Annotated in this window: 15 protein-coding genes; 8 read left to right on the top strand and 7 right to left on the bottom strand. The window is 73.6% G+C overall.

Annotated features, from left to right (window positions below; translation table 11 throughout):
• Positions 1 to 13: 13 nt before the first annotated feature.
• Positions 14 to 1,633: a fused MFS/spermidine synthase gene (locus tag AC3EU2_RS08170; RefSeq protein ID WP_488179206.1), complete on the bottom strand. Its 1,620-nt coding sequence runs from the start codon at positions 1,631 to 1,633 to the stop codon at positions 14 to 16.
• Between the two features lie 96 nt (positions 1,634 to 1,729).
• Here AC3EU2_RS08170 and AC3EU2_RS08165 point away from each other — a divergent pair, with 96 nt between their 5' ends.
• A complete protein-coding gene (locus AC3EU2_RS08165) occupies positions 1,730 to 2,350 on the top strand; it encodes a cytochrome b (RefSeq protein WP_488179205.1) in 621 nt (206 codons plus the stop codon).
• A gap of 32 nt (positions 2,351 to 2,382) precedes the next feature.
• Here the strand turns inward: AC3EU2_RS08165 and AC3EU2_RS08160 are convergent, their stop codons facing one another.
• A complete protein-coding gene (locus AC3EU2_RS08160) occupies positions 2,383 to 2,889 on the bottom strand; it encodes a 2'-5' RNA ligase family protein (protein ID WP_488179204.1) in 507 nt (168 codons plus the stop codon).
• A gap of 100 nt (positions 2,890 to 2,989) precedes the next feature.
• Entirely contained in the window at positions 2,990 to 3,526 is a 537-nt protein-coding gene (locus tag AC3EU2_RS08155) for a glycine cleavage system transcriptional repressor (RefSeq protein WP_488179202.1), read from the bottom strand.
• Positions 3,527 to 3,668: 142 nt separating this feature from the next.
• On the opposite strand from AC3EU2_RS08155, the gene AC3EU2_RS08150 reads away from it, so the two are divergent.
• A complete protein-coding gene (locus tag AC3EU2_RS08150) occupies positions 3,669 to 4,178 on the top strand; it encodes a YqcI/YcgG family protein (RefSeq protein WP_488179200.1) in 510 nt (169 codons plus the stop codon).
• A gap of 103 nt (positions 4,179 to 4,281) precedes the next feature.
• Complete coding sequence (locus AC3EU2_RS08145; RefSeq protein WP_488179199.1) at positions 4,282 to 5,229, top strand: NAD(P)-dependent alcohol dehydrogenase; 948 nt, start codon at positions 4,282 to 4,284, stop codon at positions 5,227 to 5,229.
• Here AC3EU2_RS08145 and AC3EU2_RS08140 read toward each other — a convergent pair.
• Together AC3EU2_RS08140 and AC3EU2_RS08135 are read right to left on the bottom strand one after the other, a co-directional pair.
• A complete protein-coding gene (locus AC3EU2_RS08140) occupies positions 5,226 to 6,074 on the bottom strand; it encodes an Fpg/Nei family DNA glycosylase (protein ID WP_488179198.1) in 849 nt (282 codons plus the stop codon). The genes AC3EU2_RS08145 and AC3EU2_RS08140 overlap by 4 nt on opposite strands.
• A 20-nt stretch (positions 6,075 to 6,094) precedes the next feature.
• Positions 6,095 to 6,316, bottom strand: coding sequence for a hypervirulence associated TUDOR domain-containing protein (locus tag AC3EU2_RS08135; RefSeq protein WP_488179197.1), 222 nt, complete (start codon positions 6,314 to 6,316; stop codon positions 6,095 to 6,097).
• Positions 6,317 to 6,438: 122 nt separating this feature from the next.
• On the opposite strand from AC3EU2_RS08135, the gene gntA reads away from it, so the two are divergent.
• From gntA to AC3EU2_RS08115, 4 genes are all read left to right on the top strand, one after another.
• Positions 6,439 to 7,119 carry a guanitoxin biosynthesis heme-dependent pre-guanitoxin N-hydroxylase GntA gene (gntA, locus tag AC3EU2_RS08130; protein WP_488179459.1) on the top strand — a complete coding sequence of 227 codons (681 nt, stop codon included), beginning with the start codon at positions 6,439 to 6,441 and terminating at the stop codon, positions 7,117 to 7,119.
• On the top strand, positions 7,116 to 7,736 hold the full coding sequence (locus AC3EU2_RS08125) for a DUF1989 domain-containing protein (RefSeq protein WP_488179196.1): 621 nt from the start codon (positions 7,116 to 7,118) through the stop codon (positions 7,734 to 7,736). The genes gntA and AC3EU2_RS08125 overlap by 4 nt, the downstream gene beginning before the upstream one ends.
• Positions 7,737 to 8,020: 284 nt before the next feature.
• Positions 8,021 to 9,343 carry a DUF2252 domain-containing protein gene (locus AC3EU2_RS08120; RefSeq protein ID WP_488179195.1) on the top strand — a complete coding sequence of 441 codons (1,323 nt, stop codon included), beginning with the start codon at positions 8,021 to 8,023 and terminating at the stop codon, positions 9,341 to 9,343.
• 71 nt (positions 9,344 to 9,414) lie between these two features.
• Entirely contained in the window at positions 9,415 to 10,191 is a 777-nt protein-coding gene (locus AC3EU2_RS08115) for an isocitrate lyase/PEP mutase family protein (RefSeq protein WP_488179194.1), read from the top strand.
• 33 nt (positions 10,192 to 10,224) lie between these two features.
• Here AC3EU2_RS08115 and AC3EU2_RS08110 read toward each other — a convergent pair whose 3' ends face one another.
• Positions 10,225 to 10,659 (bottom strand): hypothetical protein, encoded by a 435-nt coding sequence (locus AC3EU2_RS08110; RefSeq protein ID WP_488179193.1) that lies wholly within the window; start codon positions 10,657 to 10,659, stop codon positions 10,225 to 10,227.
• Between the two features lie 199 nt (positions 10,660 to 10,858).
• Between AC3EU2_RS08110 and AC3EU2_RS08105 the strand changes: the two genes are divergently transcribed.
• A complete protein-coding gene (locus AC3EU2_RS08105; RefSeq protein WP_488179458.1) occupies positions 10,859 to 11,299 on the top strand; it encodes a VOC family protein in 441 nt (146 codons plus the stop codon).
• Positions 11,300 to 11,307: 8 nt separating this feature from the next.
• On the opposite strand, the gene AC3EU2_RS08100 is transcribed toward AC3EU2_RS08105, so the two are convergent.
• A complete protein-coding gene (locus AC3EU2_RS08100) occupies positions 11,308 to 14,097 on the bottom strand; it encodes a helix-turn-helix transcriptional regulator (RefSeq protein ID WP_488179192.1) in 2,790 nt (929 codons plus the stop codon).
• Positions 14,098 to 14,111 lie beyond the last annotated feature (14 nt).

Raw genomic sequence — 14,111 nt, 5'->3', positions numbered from 1 at the left:
GGTGTCGCGGAGGTCATCCGGACCGCCCCGGTGCCGGGTACGGGGTGAGGAGCTGGTCGACGGGCGCGTGGTCGTCGGTGAGGATCATGGCGTCGCCGACCCAGGCCTCGAGCTCGGGACCGGTGAGGAGGCGCCAGTCCGGGACGCGACCACCCAGGCGGGCCGCGAGCGCGGCGCCGTCCACCGGTGCCTGCGACGCGACGACGACGACGTTGCCGCCGGCCCCCGCCTCGCCCTCGAGCACGTCGGTGCCCGCGGCCAGCACGACGTGGTCGAAGACCGTCCGCAGCGTCGCGATCTCGGCCCGGACGAACTCCATGGGTCCGAAGTCGATGAGGTTCGCGGCATAGAGGCCGCCGGGGCCGAGCGCCCGACGCACCTCGGTCATGGCCTCGCGCGTCGTGAGGTGCCACGGGACCGACACCCCACCGAACGCGTCCCCGACGACGAGGTCCTGGCTGGCCGTCCCGATCCGCTCGACGCCGAGGCGGCCGTCCTCGATCCGCACGTCGAGGTCGGGTCCGGTCTCGAGGCCCAGCCGGTCGACGTCGACGTCGAGCACGCCGGCATCGATCTCGGAGACGACGCTCCGTGTGCCGGGCCGCACCTCCGCGAGGTAGCGCGGGAGGGTGAGGCCGCCTCCGCCCAGGTGGTAGGCCGTGAGGGGCTCGGCCCCCGGGAACGCGGTGTCCGCCACCGACGCCAGGGCGGCGATGTAGTCGAACTCGAGGTGGGTCGGGTCCGCCAGGTCGACGTAGGAGTGCCGGAGCCCGTCGAGGACGAGCACCCGCCCGGTGGGGCGGTCGTCGTCCTGCACCACCCGGGCGCAGTGGTAGACCGTCTCGACGTCACAGCTGCCCGGCCCCCAGACGGCGCCGAGCAGGCCCGGCACGAGGAGGATTGCGGGCGGTGCGGTCCGCACCAGCGCGGACCGGTCGCCGCGCCCGAGCCGGACCCCGACGACCACGCCGGCGAGGACGAGCACCACACCGAGGCCCACGAGGATCGCGCTCACCGGGAACGCGGTGACGAAGACGAAGCCGGTGAGGATCGTCCCCGCGATGGCGCCGAGGGTGCCGACGCCGGAGAGCCCGCCGACGACGCTGCCGGTCCGGGCGAGGTCGGTGAGCCGGAGCGTCGCCACGATCGGGGAGATCGCCGAGAGCAAGGCGCCCGGGACGAAGATCGCCGCGGCGGCGAAGAGGAAGACCCCCGCGCCGGCGAGCTCGCCGCCCCCGCGCACGACGACCGGCATGAGCGCGACGCACGCGCCGGACGTCGCGAGGAGCGGCCCCAGCAGGCGCCGGGAGTCGGTGCCGTCGGCGACGCGCCCGCCCACCCACGCCCCTGCCGCGATCGCGGCCAGGGCTACGCCGATGACGAGCGTGCTGGTCTCGAGGGTGAGCCCGAGGTAGGGCGCGAGGAGGCGCAGGGCGACGAGCTCCACGACGAGGACCGCGGCGCTCGAGCCGAAGACGAGGGCCGCTGCGGTGCGCGCGCCCAGCGGCTCGCGGCCGGCGGCGCGGGCGCCATCGCCGCCGCCACCGCCGTCGCCGTCGCCGCCGTCGCCGTCGGCGCCGTCGGCGCCCGGCTCCGGTCCGGAGGCGGTGTCGTCCTGCCCGTCGAGATCCACCCGGGCATCCTCGCGCACCCCCACGGCGCATCCGCGCCGCGAATCGCAGCGGCGCGCACGAGCGAGCACCGCGCACCGGACCCCTAGGGTCGGTCCATGCGCTGGCGCAACGGTCCGCACGGCTACGGACGGGTGTCCAAGGCCCTGCACTGGGTGACGGTGCTCGCCCTGACCGCCCAGTTCGTCGTGGGCTGGAGCATGGAGGCCGACGACGGCGCCTTCGCGGCCCAAGAGGCCCGGCTCGAGCAGCTCGAGGACCGGGCCGACGACCTCGAGGGCGACGCCCGCGACGCCGCGCGCGCCGAGGTCGACCGGCTCCAGGACGAGCAGGAGACCCGCAGCGACCGCGCCGAGGACGAGTTCGTCCGGGACTCGCTCCACCGGCCGACCGACCCGTCTCTGCCGCTCGCCCATGCCGCTCTCGGCCTGCTCGTCCTCGCACTGGGCATCGTCCGGGTCCTGTGGCGGCGTCACGGGCTGCCGCCCTGGGCCGAGCACCTGGGCCCGGCGGCGAGACGCATCTCGGCCGTGACCGAGAAGGTCCTCATCGGCCTGCTGTTCGCCATCCCCCTCAGCGGACTGCTGCTCCTCGAGGTCGGGAGCAACTGGCTCGGTGTCCACGTCGCCGCCCACCTGCTGTTCTTCGCCGCCATCGCGGTGCACGTCGGCCTCATGCTCGGGCACGCCCGGCAGGGCCAGCTCCGCCGCATGCTCTGAGCGCGGCCTGCGCTCCCGGTGCCGGACCCGCGTCAGCAGCCGATCGGGTGGGTCCGCCTCTCCACGCTGTCCCATCGCCTGAGCCGGGTCGCCGAGCCGTCCAGGCCGGGCGCCCGCAACAGCGACAGCGCCGCACCGAGATCACCGATCGGTATGCCGCGTGCGAGCGTCACGTGGGGCACCCACCTCCCGGGGATGGTGAGTGGGCTGGGGACGGCCCTGCTGGCGGCGACGACGGTCGCGTGGAGCTCGAGCAGCGTGGCGTCGGCGACAACGAGGCGGGCGAGGACGAGGCATCGTCCGGGGAACGCGATGACCGGTCCAAGTCGCACCGCCACCGGGAGCGCGCCCGCGAGGGCCGCCCCGACCTCCTCGTCGGACGCCGGTAGGTCGTCGGTGGCGAGCACCGTGACGTGGGGGGCGTTCGTCTCCCCGGTGTGGTCGGCCTGGCTCGGCAGCCCGGCCCGGCTGAGCGTCAGCCACTCCCGCCGCACCGCGTCGTCGGTGTCGTCGTCGAGGAGCAGCTCCAGCGCCTGCATGTGCCCATCGTGGCCCACCGGTCCACCACCCTCGGTGAGGCGCGGGCGCGAGCGTGGGTGAGGCGGGGGTGGGGGCGCGCGGGCAGCGACGGGCTCGGGGTCAGCCCTCGTCCGGGGTGAGCGACACCTCGACCATGATCTCGCTCGCGATCTCCTCGAGGTCGGTCTGCACGACCGCCAGGTCGACGTCCCGCGGCACGGTGACGACCGCACGGGCGTCGAAGAGGCGTCCGCCCGCCATCGGCGCGTCGCGGGTGACGCTCTCGAGCGAGGCCACGCTGAGGCCGTGGCGGGCCAGGACTCCGGACACCGCACCGACGATGCCGGGGCGGTCGTTGCCGAGGAGCTCGATGCGCACGTGCCGGAGGTCCCCCGGGCCGGCGGCCTCGTCTGGACCCGGCGTCGACCCGGAGTGCACGGACACGTCGAGGAGCCCCTCGAGCGGCAACAGCGCCGCCCGCAGGGCATCGGCACGATCCTCGGGCACGGTGACGAGGACGATGCCGGCAAACTTGCCGCCGAGCTCGCTGAGGTGGCTGCGCTCCCAGTTGCCGCCCCCCTCCGCGATGACGTCGGCGAGGGCCTTGACGAGTCCGGCGCGGTCGTCGCCGATGACAGTGAGGACGAGAGTGGTCACGCTCGATCGTAGCCGGGCAGGGCGATGCTGCCACCCCTAGGGAGGTAGTCCCGCGGGGGCGCCACACATAGGTTCGGGGTAGCCCGGGGACGGCGCCCGACACCGGCGAGGTGCGACGCCCGGACGGCACGAGGAGCCACCGATGACCCTGACCCACACCCTCTCCGACCCGACCCTGACGGCCGCGGGCCGAAGCCCGCTGGCCGAGGTGCGCGAGTGGTTCAGCCGCGCGCCCGAGCCCTTCCCTGGTGCCCGCATCGCCGTCGACGGAACCGACGTCCGCGTCGTGACGACCGGCCGGCTCGGCAGTCCCAACAGCAGCTTCGACGTCTACGGCGCGGTCCGGGAGCTCACCGCGCAGAACGCCGCGGACGGCGGCTCCCGGAGCCTGCTCGCCCTGCTCGAGGGGCCCCTGTCGGCGAGCGAGCGGTCCCTCGAGGACCGGCTGTGGCACACACTGCAGCACCTCAGCGACTTCGACGACGGTCCGTGGGACGACTCCGTGGTGGGCTCCCTCGAGGCCGCTGACCACGCCTTCGCCCTGGCCGGGGACACATGGTCCGTCGAGCTGCTGCACCCGCAGTCGCCCGAGACCGTCCGTCGTGCGCCGTGGCCCGTCCTCGTCGTCCGGCCGCTGACCACCTCGCGCTGACCGGCACGCGCCCGCCGTCGCCTCGCCCCGTCGGCGACCGCCCCGGCGACCGTCTCGACCCGGTATAGCCTCGTCACGACCCCACCGGCGTGAGGAGGACGGCGTGCGCGCAGTGATCGTCGAGCGCTACGGACCGCCCGAGGTGGCGCGGGTGACGTCGGTCCCGGACCCCTCTCCCGCCGCGGGCCAGGTGCTCGTCCGCGTGCGCGCGGCGGCCGTCACCTCCGGCGACGCCCGGATCCGCGGCGGGCGCTTCCCGGACGGCTTCGCCCTCCCGGCCCGGATCGCCCTCGGGCTGCGCGGTCCGCGTCGCCGGGTCCTCGGCGGCACGTGGTCCGGCGACGTCGAGTCGGTGGGCGCGTCGGTCACCGGGTTCTCACCGGGTGACGAGGTGTGCGGCATGAACGGGGTGAGGATGGGCGCGCACGCCGAGCTCCTCGCCGTGCCCGTCACCAAGGTCTCCCACACGCCCTCGGGAGTGAGCCACGACGACGCGGCCGGGCTCCTCTTCGGCGGGACGACGGCGCTCTGCTACCTGCGCGACAAGGTGCGGCTGCAGTCGGGGTCGAGCGTCCTCGTCGTCGGCGCGTCCGGAGCCGTGGGGACCAACGCCGTGCAGCTGGCCCGCCACATGGGCGCGACGGTCACCGGCGTCACGAGCGCTGCCCACGTCGAGCTCGTCCGACGCCTCGGCGCGCACGACGTGATCGACCGCGGCCGGGTCGACCTGGCCGACCTCACGCAGCGCTTCGACGTCGTCCTCGACACCGTCGGAGCGCTCACCCGCTCCACCGGCCGGCGACTCCTCGCCCCCGGCGGGGTGCTGGCGCTCGTCGCCGCGAGCCTGGCCGACACCATCCGCGCCCGGGGCGACGTCGTCGCCGGGCCGTTCCCGGAGCGGGCCGCCGACGTCGACGAGCTGCTCGCGATGCTCGTCGCCGGGGAGCTCACCGTGGTGCACGACGCCCAGTTCCCCCTCGAGGACATCGCGGAGGCCTACCGCCGCGTCGACTCCGGCCACAAGGTCGGAAACGTCCTCGTGCGTCCCTAGACCTCGCCGGCCCGAGCCGGGGTCGCGCCGCCCTGGCAGACCGGGCACCAGAACATCCGCTGCAGTCCCATCCGCTCCGCCCGGACGCTCGTGCCGCACACGTGACACGGACGTCCGGCCCGGCCGTAGACGGCATACCTCTTGGGCCATCGCGGCACCCGCTCGCCGCGCACGAGTGCCTCGCGGGCGGCCACCATCTGCGCCTCGTCCGTGACGATCCAGCCGGCGCCCAGGCCCAGCGTCATGAGGTCGACGGTGTCCTGCCAGAGTGCGGCGAAGGTGTCGTCGTCGACGTCGTGGCCGGGGGTGAACGGGTCGAGCCGGGCACGGTGGAGCAGCTCGGCGCGGTAGACGTTGCCGATGCCGGCGATGACCTTCTGGTCGATGAGGAGGGCGCCGACGGGGCGGCGGGAGGCCTGGATCCGCCGCCGGGCGAGGTCCGGCTCGGCGTCGGCGCGCAGCGGGTCCGGACCGAGTCGCGCGCGCAGCGCGAGGACACCGTCGCCGTCGAGGAGCTCGCAGACCGCGGGGTCGGTGAGCTCACCGAGGTGCGTCGCCGACAGGAGCCGCCACGCGACGTTGCCGTGCAGGGGCGGTTCGGTGCGCGGGAAGTCCCCGTCCAGTGCGCGTGTGTGCCGGCGGACCGAGACCGCACCGTCCATCGCGAGGTGGAGGTGGGCGGTGAGCTCGACGCCGACCGCCGACACGAGGAGGTGTTTGCCCACGGCCTGCGCGTCGGCGACGACGCGGCGGTCGAAGACCTCGGCGTCGAACTCACGGTTGGGCGAGCTCGACCGCACCGGCTGGCCGATGAACCGCCGCAGGCGCCCCGCGATGCCGTGCACGGCGTGACCCTCGGCCACGCTCAGCCGCCGTCCGCTCGCTCGACCTCGCTCGCGAGCTTGAGGACGACCGTTCCGTCGTCCTGCCTGATGACGTATGCCGGGTCGTCGGCGCTGCCGTGCCGGGTCACCTCCTCGCCCTTGGTCGTGCGCGAGACGTCGTCGTGGTGCACCTCGTCGATGATGCCCTCCGCCCGGGACCGTCCCCACGCCCACGTCACCCTAGTTCCGCTGCGCATCGCCATGGACCCAGCATGGTCCACGCCACCGTCATCCGGCTCGTCAGCGTGGGGCGCGGCCCACCGTCCGCTCACCCCAACGGAGGTGGTGGAGCGGTCGCCGGCCTGCCTACGGTCACGGGGTGACGATGCGACCCTCCCCCGACGACGTGCTGACCCAGATGAAGGAGTGGGTGCTCGACCCCGAGTACCCCTGTCTGGGAGCTCGTGCGGTCTTCAACCGCGACCGTGCCCACGTCGTCACCACGGGCCGGCTCGGGAGCGCGGCGAGCAGCCTCGACGTCCACCGGGCCCTGTGCGAGTTCGGGGAGTCGGCCGACCCCGACGTGGGCTTCACCTCGCTGCTCGCGGTGTTCGGCGGGCCCCCGCCCGTCACCGAGCGGGCCTTCGAGGACGCCCTGTGGCGCACCCTGCAGCACCTCTGCGACTTCGACGACACCCCGTGGAACCCGGAGGTCTCGAGCGACCCCGACGACGTCGACTTCTCGTTCAGCATCGGTGGCACCGCGTTCTTCGTCGTCGGTCTGCACCCCCACGCCTCCCGGATCGCCCGGCGCGCGCCGTGGCCGGTGCTGACGTTCAACCTGCACGCGCAGTTCGAGCAGCTCAAGGAGTCGGAGCGCTACGGGCACATGCGGGACGCGATCCGTCATCGTGACGTCGAGCTGCAGGGCTCGGTCAACCCGATGGTGGCCGACCACGGCACCATCTCCGAGGCGCGCCAGTACTCCGGCAGGGCGGTGCCCGACTCCTGGCAGGCCCCCCTGACGGTCGAGGACGACCGCGACCCGGCATCCTCGACGTCATGACCCTCGACTGCCAGCCCGGCTTCTCGCGCCTCCCCCCGCAGACCGGCACCCATGTCCGGCTCGCAGCCGGCGACGTCCTCACCATCGTCGACCCCAGCGGGGTGCAGGTGAGCGACCTCTACTGCGTCGCCGCCGACGACGTCGCCGAGACGCTCTCGTCGGGACGCTCGATCGACTTCGAGAACACGATCCGGTTCACCACCGGCGGCAAGCTCTGGAGCAACCGCAGCCGGCCGATGCTCACCATCGTCGAGGACACGTGCGGGACCCACGACTTCCTGCTGACGCCGTGCAGCCAGCGGACCTTCGACATCCTCTACCCGGACCTCGGCGGTGCGCCGCACCCGAGCTGCCACGCCAACCTCGTCGGCGCACTCTCACCCCACGGGGTCGGGCCGGACCAGGTCGGCACGACGCTCAACATCTTCATGAACGTCTGGGCCGACCGCGACGGTGAGCTGCACATCGACGCTCCGCCGAGCCGCGCCGGCGACCGTTTCTCGGTCAGGGCCGAGATGGACCTCCACGTGGGGATCACCGCCTGTTCGGCGGAGAAGTCCAACGGGGGGGTGTGCAAACCGATCGACTGGTCGGTGACCCGGGCGGGAGTGGCCTGACCCGCCGCCGCGGTGATGGCGGTGCGGGATCGCTCACACGAGGAGGTTGAGCACCACCGTCAGCAGGATCGAGAGGACGATGGAGACGGCGATCATGGTGAGGCAGCCTGCGGCGCCTCCGACGGGACGGATCTGCAGGGGGCTCATGGGTGCCACCGTTGCACGGCCGGCGGTGCGGGCACTCCACCCCGATGGGCGGCACGCGTCCCGTCACGCCTCCTCGAGGGGCGGCGCGAGACCGAGGCCGACCCCCCGGCCCCTCGTCCCGGGCTAGGGTCCGACTCATGCCGCGGACCCAGTCATCGAGAAGCCGACGCCGGGTCATCGTGGACGTGCTCCGGGAGTCGTTCGGTGAGGCGATGGCCGCCGAGCCCACGGCATACCGGGCGAAGTTCCGCAGCATGGCGCACGACCCGCACTCGTTCTACCGGGGCGCGGCCGGGGTGTTCTACCGCGACATCACGCGGATGGGCGCGCCCTACGTCGACGAGCGGTCCTCGAGGATCTGGGTCCACGGGGACCTGCACGTCGAGAACTTCGGCACCTACCTCAACGCGGGTGGGCGGCTCGTCTTCGACGTCAACGACTTCGACGAGGCCTTCCTGGGTCACTTCACGTGGGACCTGCTGCGCTTCTCGACGTCACTCGCGGTGCTGGGCTGGCAGAAGGCACTTCCCGACGAGGTGGTTCGCGGGCTCATCGAGGGCTACCTGCGGGCCTACCTGCGTCAGGTCAACCACTACCGCGACGTCCCCGGCGACACCGACTTCGCCCTGCGCCTCGACAACGCCCGAGGTCCGGTCCTGGCCGCGCTGCGCAAGGCCCGCGAGGTGCGCCGGGTCGACCTGCTGGACACCCTGACCACCGTCGAGGACAACCAGCGCGTCTTCGTGGCCACCGGCGGTGCGAGGCGCATCGGGAGGGCAGAGCGGTCCACGGTGATGGACGGCTTCGAGCGCTACCTCGACACGATCCCCGACGACAAGCGCAGCCGGACCCCGGTCTTCTACGACGTGCGCGACGTCGTGGCCACCGTCAGCCACGGCATCGGGAGCGCGGGCATGCCCTCCTACACCCTGCTGCTCGAGGGCTACAGCCAGGCGCTGGAGAACGACGTCCTCGTCGAGATGAAGCAGGCCAGCGTCCCGGTGCTGCGCAGGTTCGTGGACAGCGCCGCCACGGAGGCCGCCTTCGAGCACGAGGCCCACCGCACGGTGGTGAGCCAACGGGCGCTGCAGGCGCACACGGACGCGCTGCTCGGTCACACGACGATCGACGGGATCGGGTTCGTCCTCTCCGAGATCTCCCCCTACGAGGTCGACCTCGCGTGGCACGACCTGTCCGAACCGGACGAGATCGGCATCGTCGTCCGCCAGCTCGGCCAGGCGACGGCGAAGATCCACTGCGCCTCCGACGAGGACAGCGACGAGGACCTCGTGGACTTCCAAGTCGAGGAGGCCATCGCCGGTTCCGTGGAGGGTCGGCGCACCGAGTTCACGGCGTGGGTGGTCGAGCGGGCGATGGAGTATGCCGGCCAGGTCCGGACCGACCACGCGCTCTTCGTCGAGACGTTCCGCGAGGGCGGGCTGGGCGTCGAGGCGGTCTGAACCGGCGCCGGGCGCACCGTTCCGGGCGAGGGCCGGGAATAGGATCCGTCGCTTCTGCTTTGTTCGATGACATGACTGCCTCCGCACGCGCGACCGACCTGCTCGCCCTCCACCGAGCCCCCGAGCTCCTCACCGTGGTCAACGTCTGGGACGCCATCAGCGCGAAGACCGTCGCCGCCGTGACCGGCACCAAGGCGTTGGCGACCGCGAGCCACTCGATCGCCGCCACCCTCGGCTACCCCGACGGCGAGGTCATCCCGGTCGAGGAGATGATCGACATGTGTCGTCGGATCGTCGACGCGACCGACCTGCCCGTGAGCGCCGACCTCGAGGGGGGCTACGGAGACGCCGCTGACACCGTCCGTCGCGCGATCGGGGTGGGGATCGTGGGCGCCAACCTCGAGGACCAGATGAAGCCGCTCGCCGAGGCCGCCGCCCAGGTCGAGGCCGTGATGGCCGCGGCCGCCGCGGAGGGTGTGCCCGACTTCGTGCTCAACGCCCGGACCGACGCGTTCCACCTCGGTCGTGGCCGCGACCGCGGCGAGGTCCTCGCGGAGGCGGTCGAGCGGGGCAGGGCCTACCTCGACGCCGGCGCCCCCGTCGTGTTCGTGCCGGCGATCCTCACCGAGGAGGAGATCGTCACGCTCGTCGACGCGTACGGTCCGCAGCGCCTCACGACCATCGCGATTCCCGGCACGCCCTCGCTCGCCCGCCAGCAGGAGCTCGGGGTGGCCCGCGTCTCGCACGGTCCCCTGTCCCAGAACGTCGCCCTCACCGCGCTGCAGGAGCTGGTCGAGGAGGTCGCGCGCGGAGGCGGCGTCCCCTCGTCGATGCGCATCCTCAACTAGGGCGTGAGGCGCCCCCGCTCTCGCGCTCCGGCGTCAGCGCGCGGTGTACGAGATGAGGACCTCACCAACCAGGGACAGGGTCCCCGACGCGTCGGTGCTCTCCTGCGAGAAGACGCACCGGTCGAGCCGTCCGTGCGCCGGCGGCCGCTTGCCATAGGACTCGACGACGGTCTGGGGTTCGCCACCGGTGGGGGTGAACGTCGTCGTGAAGGTCAGGGCATAGGGGATCCCGACGGTCGTGCCGTCGACGACGAGGCCGGGTGCGTAGGGGCCGTTGCCCGACACGGTGATGGTGACGGCGCCGAGGGTGTCGCACCGCAGGTCGAGGGTGTCGCGTACGCGAGCAGCCTGCGCCGGCGTCGAGAACACCAGGCCCATGCCGAGGCTGGCGGCGAACCCGACGCTCAGCAGCCGCAGGACCGCGGCACGGCGTGTGCCGGAGGACGGTCGCGAGGTCGTGGGGGTCATGGTCGTTCCTTTCGTGGGGGACCCCCGACGATCCCGGCCGCGCCCACTGGCTCGCGTCGGGAACATCCCCCATCTCGGGAGGCCTGACCGCTCCGGACCGCGCAGTGGGGCATTCCCCCGAGGCGCCCACGTCACCGGGAGGTCGATCCTCGGTGGTGCCCACGTTCCGCACGACCACTCCTTGGAGGTGAGCGCCGTGATGACGCCCCCGCTGCTCGGTCTCTCCCACATCTCACTCAGCGTCCGCGACTGCGCCGCGGCCCGGGCCTTCTGGGTCGACGTCCTCGGCTTCGAGGTGGTCTCCGAGGAGGACGGCTTCTGCTTCGTGTTCGACCGAGGGCTCGGGCTCGCCGTGATGATCAGTGACCACGGTCAGCGGGTCGCCGACGCCTTCGACGAGCTGCGCACGGGCCTGGACCATCTCGCGTATGCCGTGCCCGACCGCGAGGCGCTCACGAGCTGGGAGCAGCGCCTCACCCGCAAGGGCGTCCCCCACTCACCGATCGTCGAGACCGATGCCGGGCACCACCTCAACCTCCGGGCGCCTGACGATCTCCCGGTCGAGCTCTTCGTCATGAAGCCCGAGTTCGCCACGTTCCTCGGGATCGACCACTCCGCGCCCGTGGCCGTCGCGCGCTGACCACCCTCCTACGGCGCTGCGGTCGCGTCGTCCGTGCGGGCGAACGAGCGCGCGAGCTCGGTTCGCGACCGGAGTCCTCGCTTGCGCAGCACCGCTCCCACGTGGTGCTCGACCGTCTTCGGGCTGAGGAACAGCGCGGCCGCGACCTCGCGGTTGGTCAGCCCCGTGGCCACGAGGAGGGCGACCCGGGTCTCCTGGGACGTCAGCGGCTCCCCCGTCCCCTCGCGGGCCTGGAGGCGCTCCCCGGTTGCCGCGATCTCCGCGGCGGCTCGCCCGGCCCACAGGGTCAGGCCCATCGCCTCGAACTCGCGCTGCGCCGTGCGCAGGTGCGCCCGGGCGTCGACGCGGCGGCCGCCCCGGCGCAGGCGCATCCCGAGGATCAACCGGGTCCGTGCGGAATCGAGGCGGTCGGTGTGGGGGTCGTGGAGCGTCAGGGCCCGCTCGAGCGCCTGCTCTGCCCGACCGAGGTCGTCCGCGACCAGACCCTCGCACCGACTGACCATGGCCGCCACCTGTGGGATCTCGGCGTGCGGTCGCCCCTGCAGGACGTCACGGAACCGAGCGGTCAGGGCTCGCGCGTCCTCGTCCCGACCCAGCCCGAGGTACGCCTCGACGAGGTCCGGGGCCACGCCCAGGGGCTCGAGGTAGGCACCCACCCCGTCGAACCGGGCGACCTGGTCCTCCAGGACCACCACCACCGTCTCGAGGTCACCGGCGCACAACGCGCAGGTGGCGACGACGCGGGCCAGGTGAGGTGGCATCGGGTCGAAGCCGTTCGCGGCCACCACCTCCCGAGCGCGGAGCAGGTGTCGGCTCGCCTCGTCGTGCGCCCCGCGGTAGGCGCTCTCGAGGGCCATGGCCTCCGAGGCGGTCCCGACGTCGAGGCGCAGGTCCAGCGCCTCGAGCAGCTCGACCGACTCCCCTGCGGCGGCGTAGGCGCGGACGTGGTCGCCCATCCACGCTGAGCCCATCGCGTAGAGGGCCAGACCTCCGGCGAGCACGCCGAGCGCGCCCTGCTCGCGGGCGCGGGCGATGCGTCGCTCGGCGTACGGGAGCGCCGGCCACGGGTCCATGAGCCATCGGGAGATGAGCAGCGACATGACGAGATGGCGGGGGTCGTCGCGGAGCTTCTCGTCGGACTCCGCCACGGAGATCGCGTGGTGGAGCAGGCCCGCGCCCACGTCCGGGTGCCCGTCCACCACCCGCGCCGCCCCGAGGACGTACGACGCGAGCAGGTCCTGCTCCGGACGGTCCCGGTCCGCTACCTCCCCGGCCCGCTCGGCTGCGGCCAGCATGCCGGCGGTGTCGTCGAGCAGGTGGCAGACGCCGAACAGCTCGACCAGCACCCTGAGGCGGAGGTGGCCGCGCGCGAGGGCCGCGGCCTGCTCCAACCTGCCCTTGGCCGCCCGCAGGGTGCCGTGCGCCTGCTCGAGGGTTCCCAGGACGAGCAGGACGTGGGCGCGGGCGGCCGGGCCGGCGTCGGAGGACAGCACCTCGGCGGAAAGCTCCCGTGCTCGCGCGGAGTCACCGGCGACGAACGCGTCCTCGGTCGCGAGGGCGAGCCACTCGCTGCGTTGCCCGGCGTCCGACGTGAGTCGCGCGGCGCGCTCGATCACCCGCGAGGCGGCACCCGGGCCGTGCCGCGCCCGCTCCTCCTCCGCCACCCCGGCCAGCTCGTCGGCGAGCGCGGTGTCGCGCCCTGTCGTCGCCTCGGCTCGGTGCCACACGCTCACCGCGCCATCGGTGATGGACGCCAGGACGGCGTGGGCGGCGCGGCGTTCGCGTCCGGAGGCTCGTGCCCACGCGGTCGACCGCAGCAGCGGGTGCCGGAAGACCAGCGCGCCCGGCGCGAGGTCGAGAACGTCGGCCGCGTCAGCGATGCACGCCTCGGGGTCGAGACCCAGCTCCCCCAAGGCAGTGAGGACAGGCCCCGCAGTCCCATCGAGGTTCGCGGCGCAGAGAACGGCCGCCTGCCACGCGTGGGGCGGGAGAGCCGCGAGCCGTTCCGAGAACACCGCCCGGAGCCGCTGCGGCACGGGGAGCGTGGCGGGAAGGGGGGCCGCTCCCGCCCGTTGCGCGCGGTCCAGGACGCGACGACACTCGCGCAGGGCCAGGGGGTTGCCCCCGGTCTCGGTGACCAGCCGGGCGGCGACGTCGGCCGCGACCCCCGGACCCAGCAGCTGGCGCGCCGGCCCCGGCGCCAGGCCGGCGAGGTCCAGCACGTCGACGTCCGCGAGACGGGGAGGGAGGGCGGCGACCGCGCGGAAGCCCAGCGCGGTGGCCACGCGGTCGTGGCCCAGCCGACGGGCCGCGAACATCAGGGCGTCGGCCGACCCCACGTCGAGCCACTGCACGTCGTCGAGCACCAGGAGGACCGGGTGCTGCACCGCCGCGGCGGCGAGCAGGCTCAAGGTCCCCGCACCCACGAGGAAGCGGTCGCCCGACCCGGCGCGCGCCGGACCCCATCCGAGCACGGCCGCCAGCGCCTCCGCCTGCGCCCCGGGGACCGAGGGGAGGAGGTCGCGCAGGGGGCGCAGGACCGCGAGCAGGCCACCCCCTGACAGGCCCGTCTCGGCCTCGACACCGCTGACCCCCAGCACGGTCCAGCCGTCCTCCCTGGCGCGCGCGGCCAGCACTCCGAGCAGATGCGTCTTACCGCTGCCCGCCTCGCCGCGCACCATCGTGATCGCTGGACGGCCCGCGCCTGCATCGGCGAGCAGCCCTGTCAGGCAGTCCACTTCGACGTCGCGGCCGACCGTCGCCGTCCCGGCGCCGACCTCATGGCCGAAGCTCGCCATGAACCGCACGGTAC

This window comes from Knoellia sp. B-D-2, from assembly GCF_057714695.1.
This window is presented reverse-complemented; position numbering and strand designations above follow the sequence as displayed.

What these genes read in the sequence shown, in the direction of transcription:
- AC3EU2_RS08105 (WP_488179458.1), top strand. Translation starts at nt 10,859, where the DNA reads ATGACGCCCCCGCTGCTCGGTCTCTCCCACATCTCACTCAGCGTCCGC.
- AC3EU2_RS08115 (WP_488179194.1), top strand. Translation starts at nt 9,415, where the DNA reads ATGACTGCCTCCGCACGCGCGACCGACCTGCTCGCCCTCCACCGAGCC.
- AC3EU2_RS08110 (WP_488179193.1), bottom strand. Translation starts at nt 10,659, where the DNA reads ATGACCCCCACGACCTCGCGACCGTCCTCCGGCACACGCCGTGCCGCG.
- AC3EU2_RS08150 (WP_488179200.1), top strand. Translation starts at nt 3,669, where the DNA reads ATGACCCTGACCCACACCCTCTCCGACCCGACCCTGACGGCCGCGGGC.
- AC3EU2_RS08125 (WP_488179196.1), top strand. Translation starts at nt 7,116, where the DNA reads ATGACCCTCGACTGCCAGCCCGGCTTCTCGCGCCTCCCCCCGCAGACC.
- AC3EU2_RS08165 (WP_488179205.1), top strand. Translation starts at nt 1,730, where the DNA reads ATGCGCTGGCGCAACGGTCCGCACGGCTACGGACGGGTGTCCAAGGCC.
- AC3EU2_RS08160 (WP_488179204.1), bottom strand. Translation starts at nt 2,889, where the DNA reads ATGCAGGCGCTGGAGCTGCTCCTCGACGACGACACCGACGACGCGGTG.
- gntA (WP_488179459.1), top strand. Translation starts at nt 6,439, where the DNA reads ATGCGACCCTCCCCCGACGACGTGCTGACCCAGATGAAGGAGTGGGTG.
- AC3EU2_RS08135 (WP_488179197.1), bottom strand. Translation starts at nt 6,316, where the DNA reads ATGGCGATGCGCAGCGGAACTAGGGTGACGTGGGCGTGGGGACGGTCC.
- AC3EU2_RS08120 (WP_488179195.1), top strand. Translation starts at nt 8,021, where the DNA reads ATGCCGCGGACCCAGTCATCGAGAAGCCGACGCCGGGTCATCGTGGAC.
- AC3EU2_RS08100 (WP_488179192.1), bottom strand. Translation starts at nt 14,097, where the DNA reads ATGGCGAGCTTCGGCCATGAGGTCGGCGCCGGGACGGCGACGGTCGGC.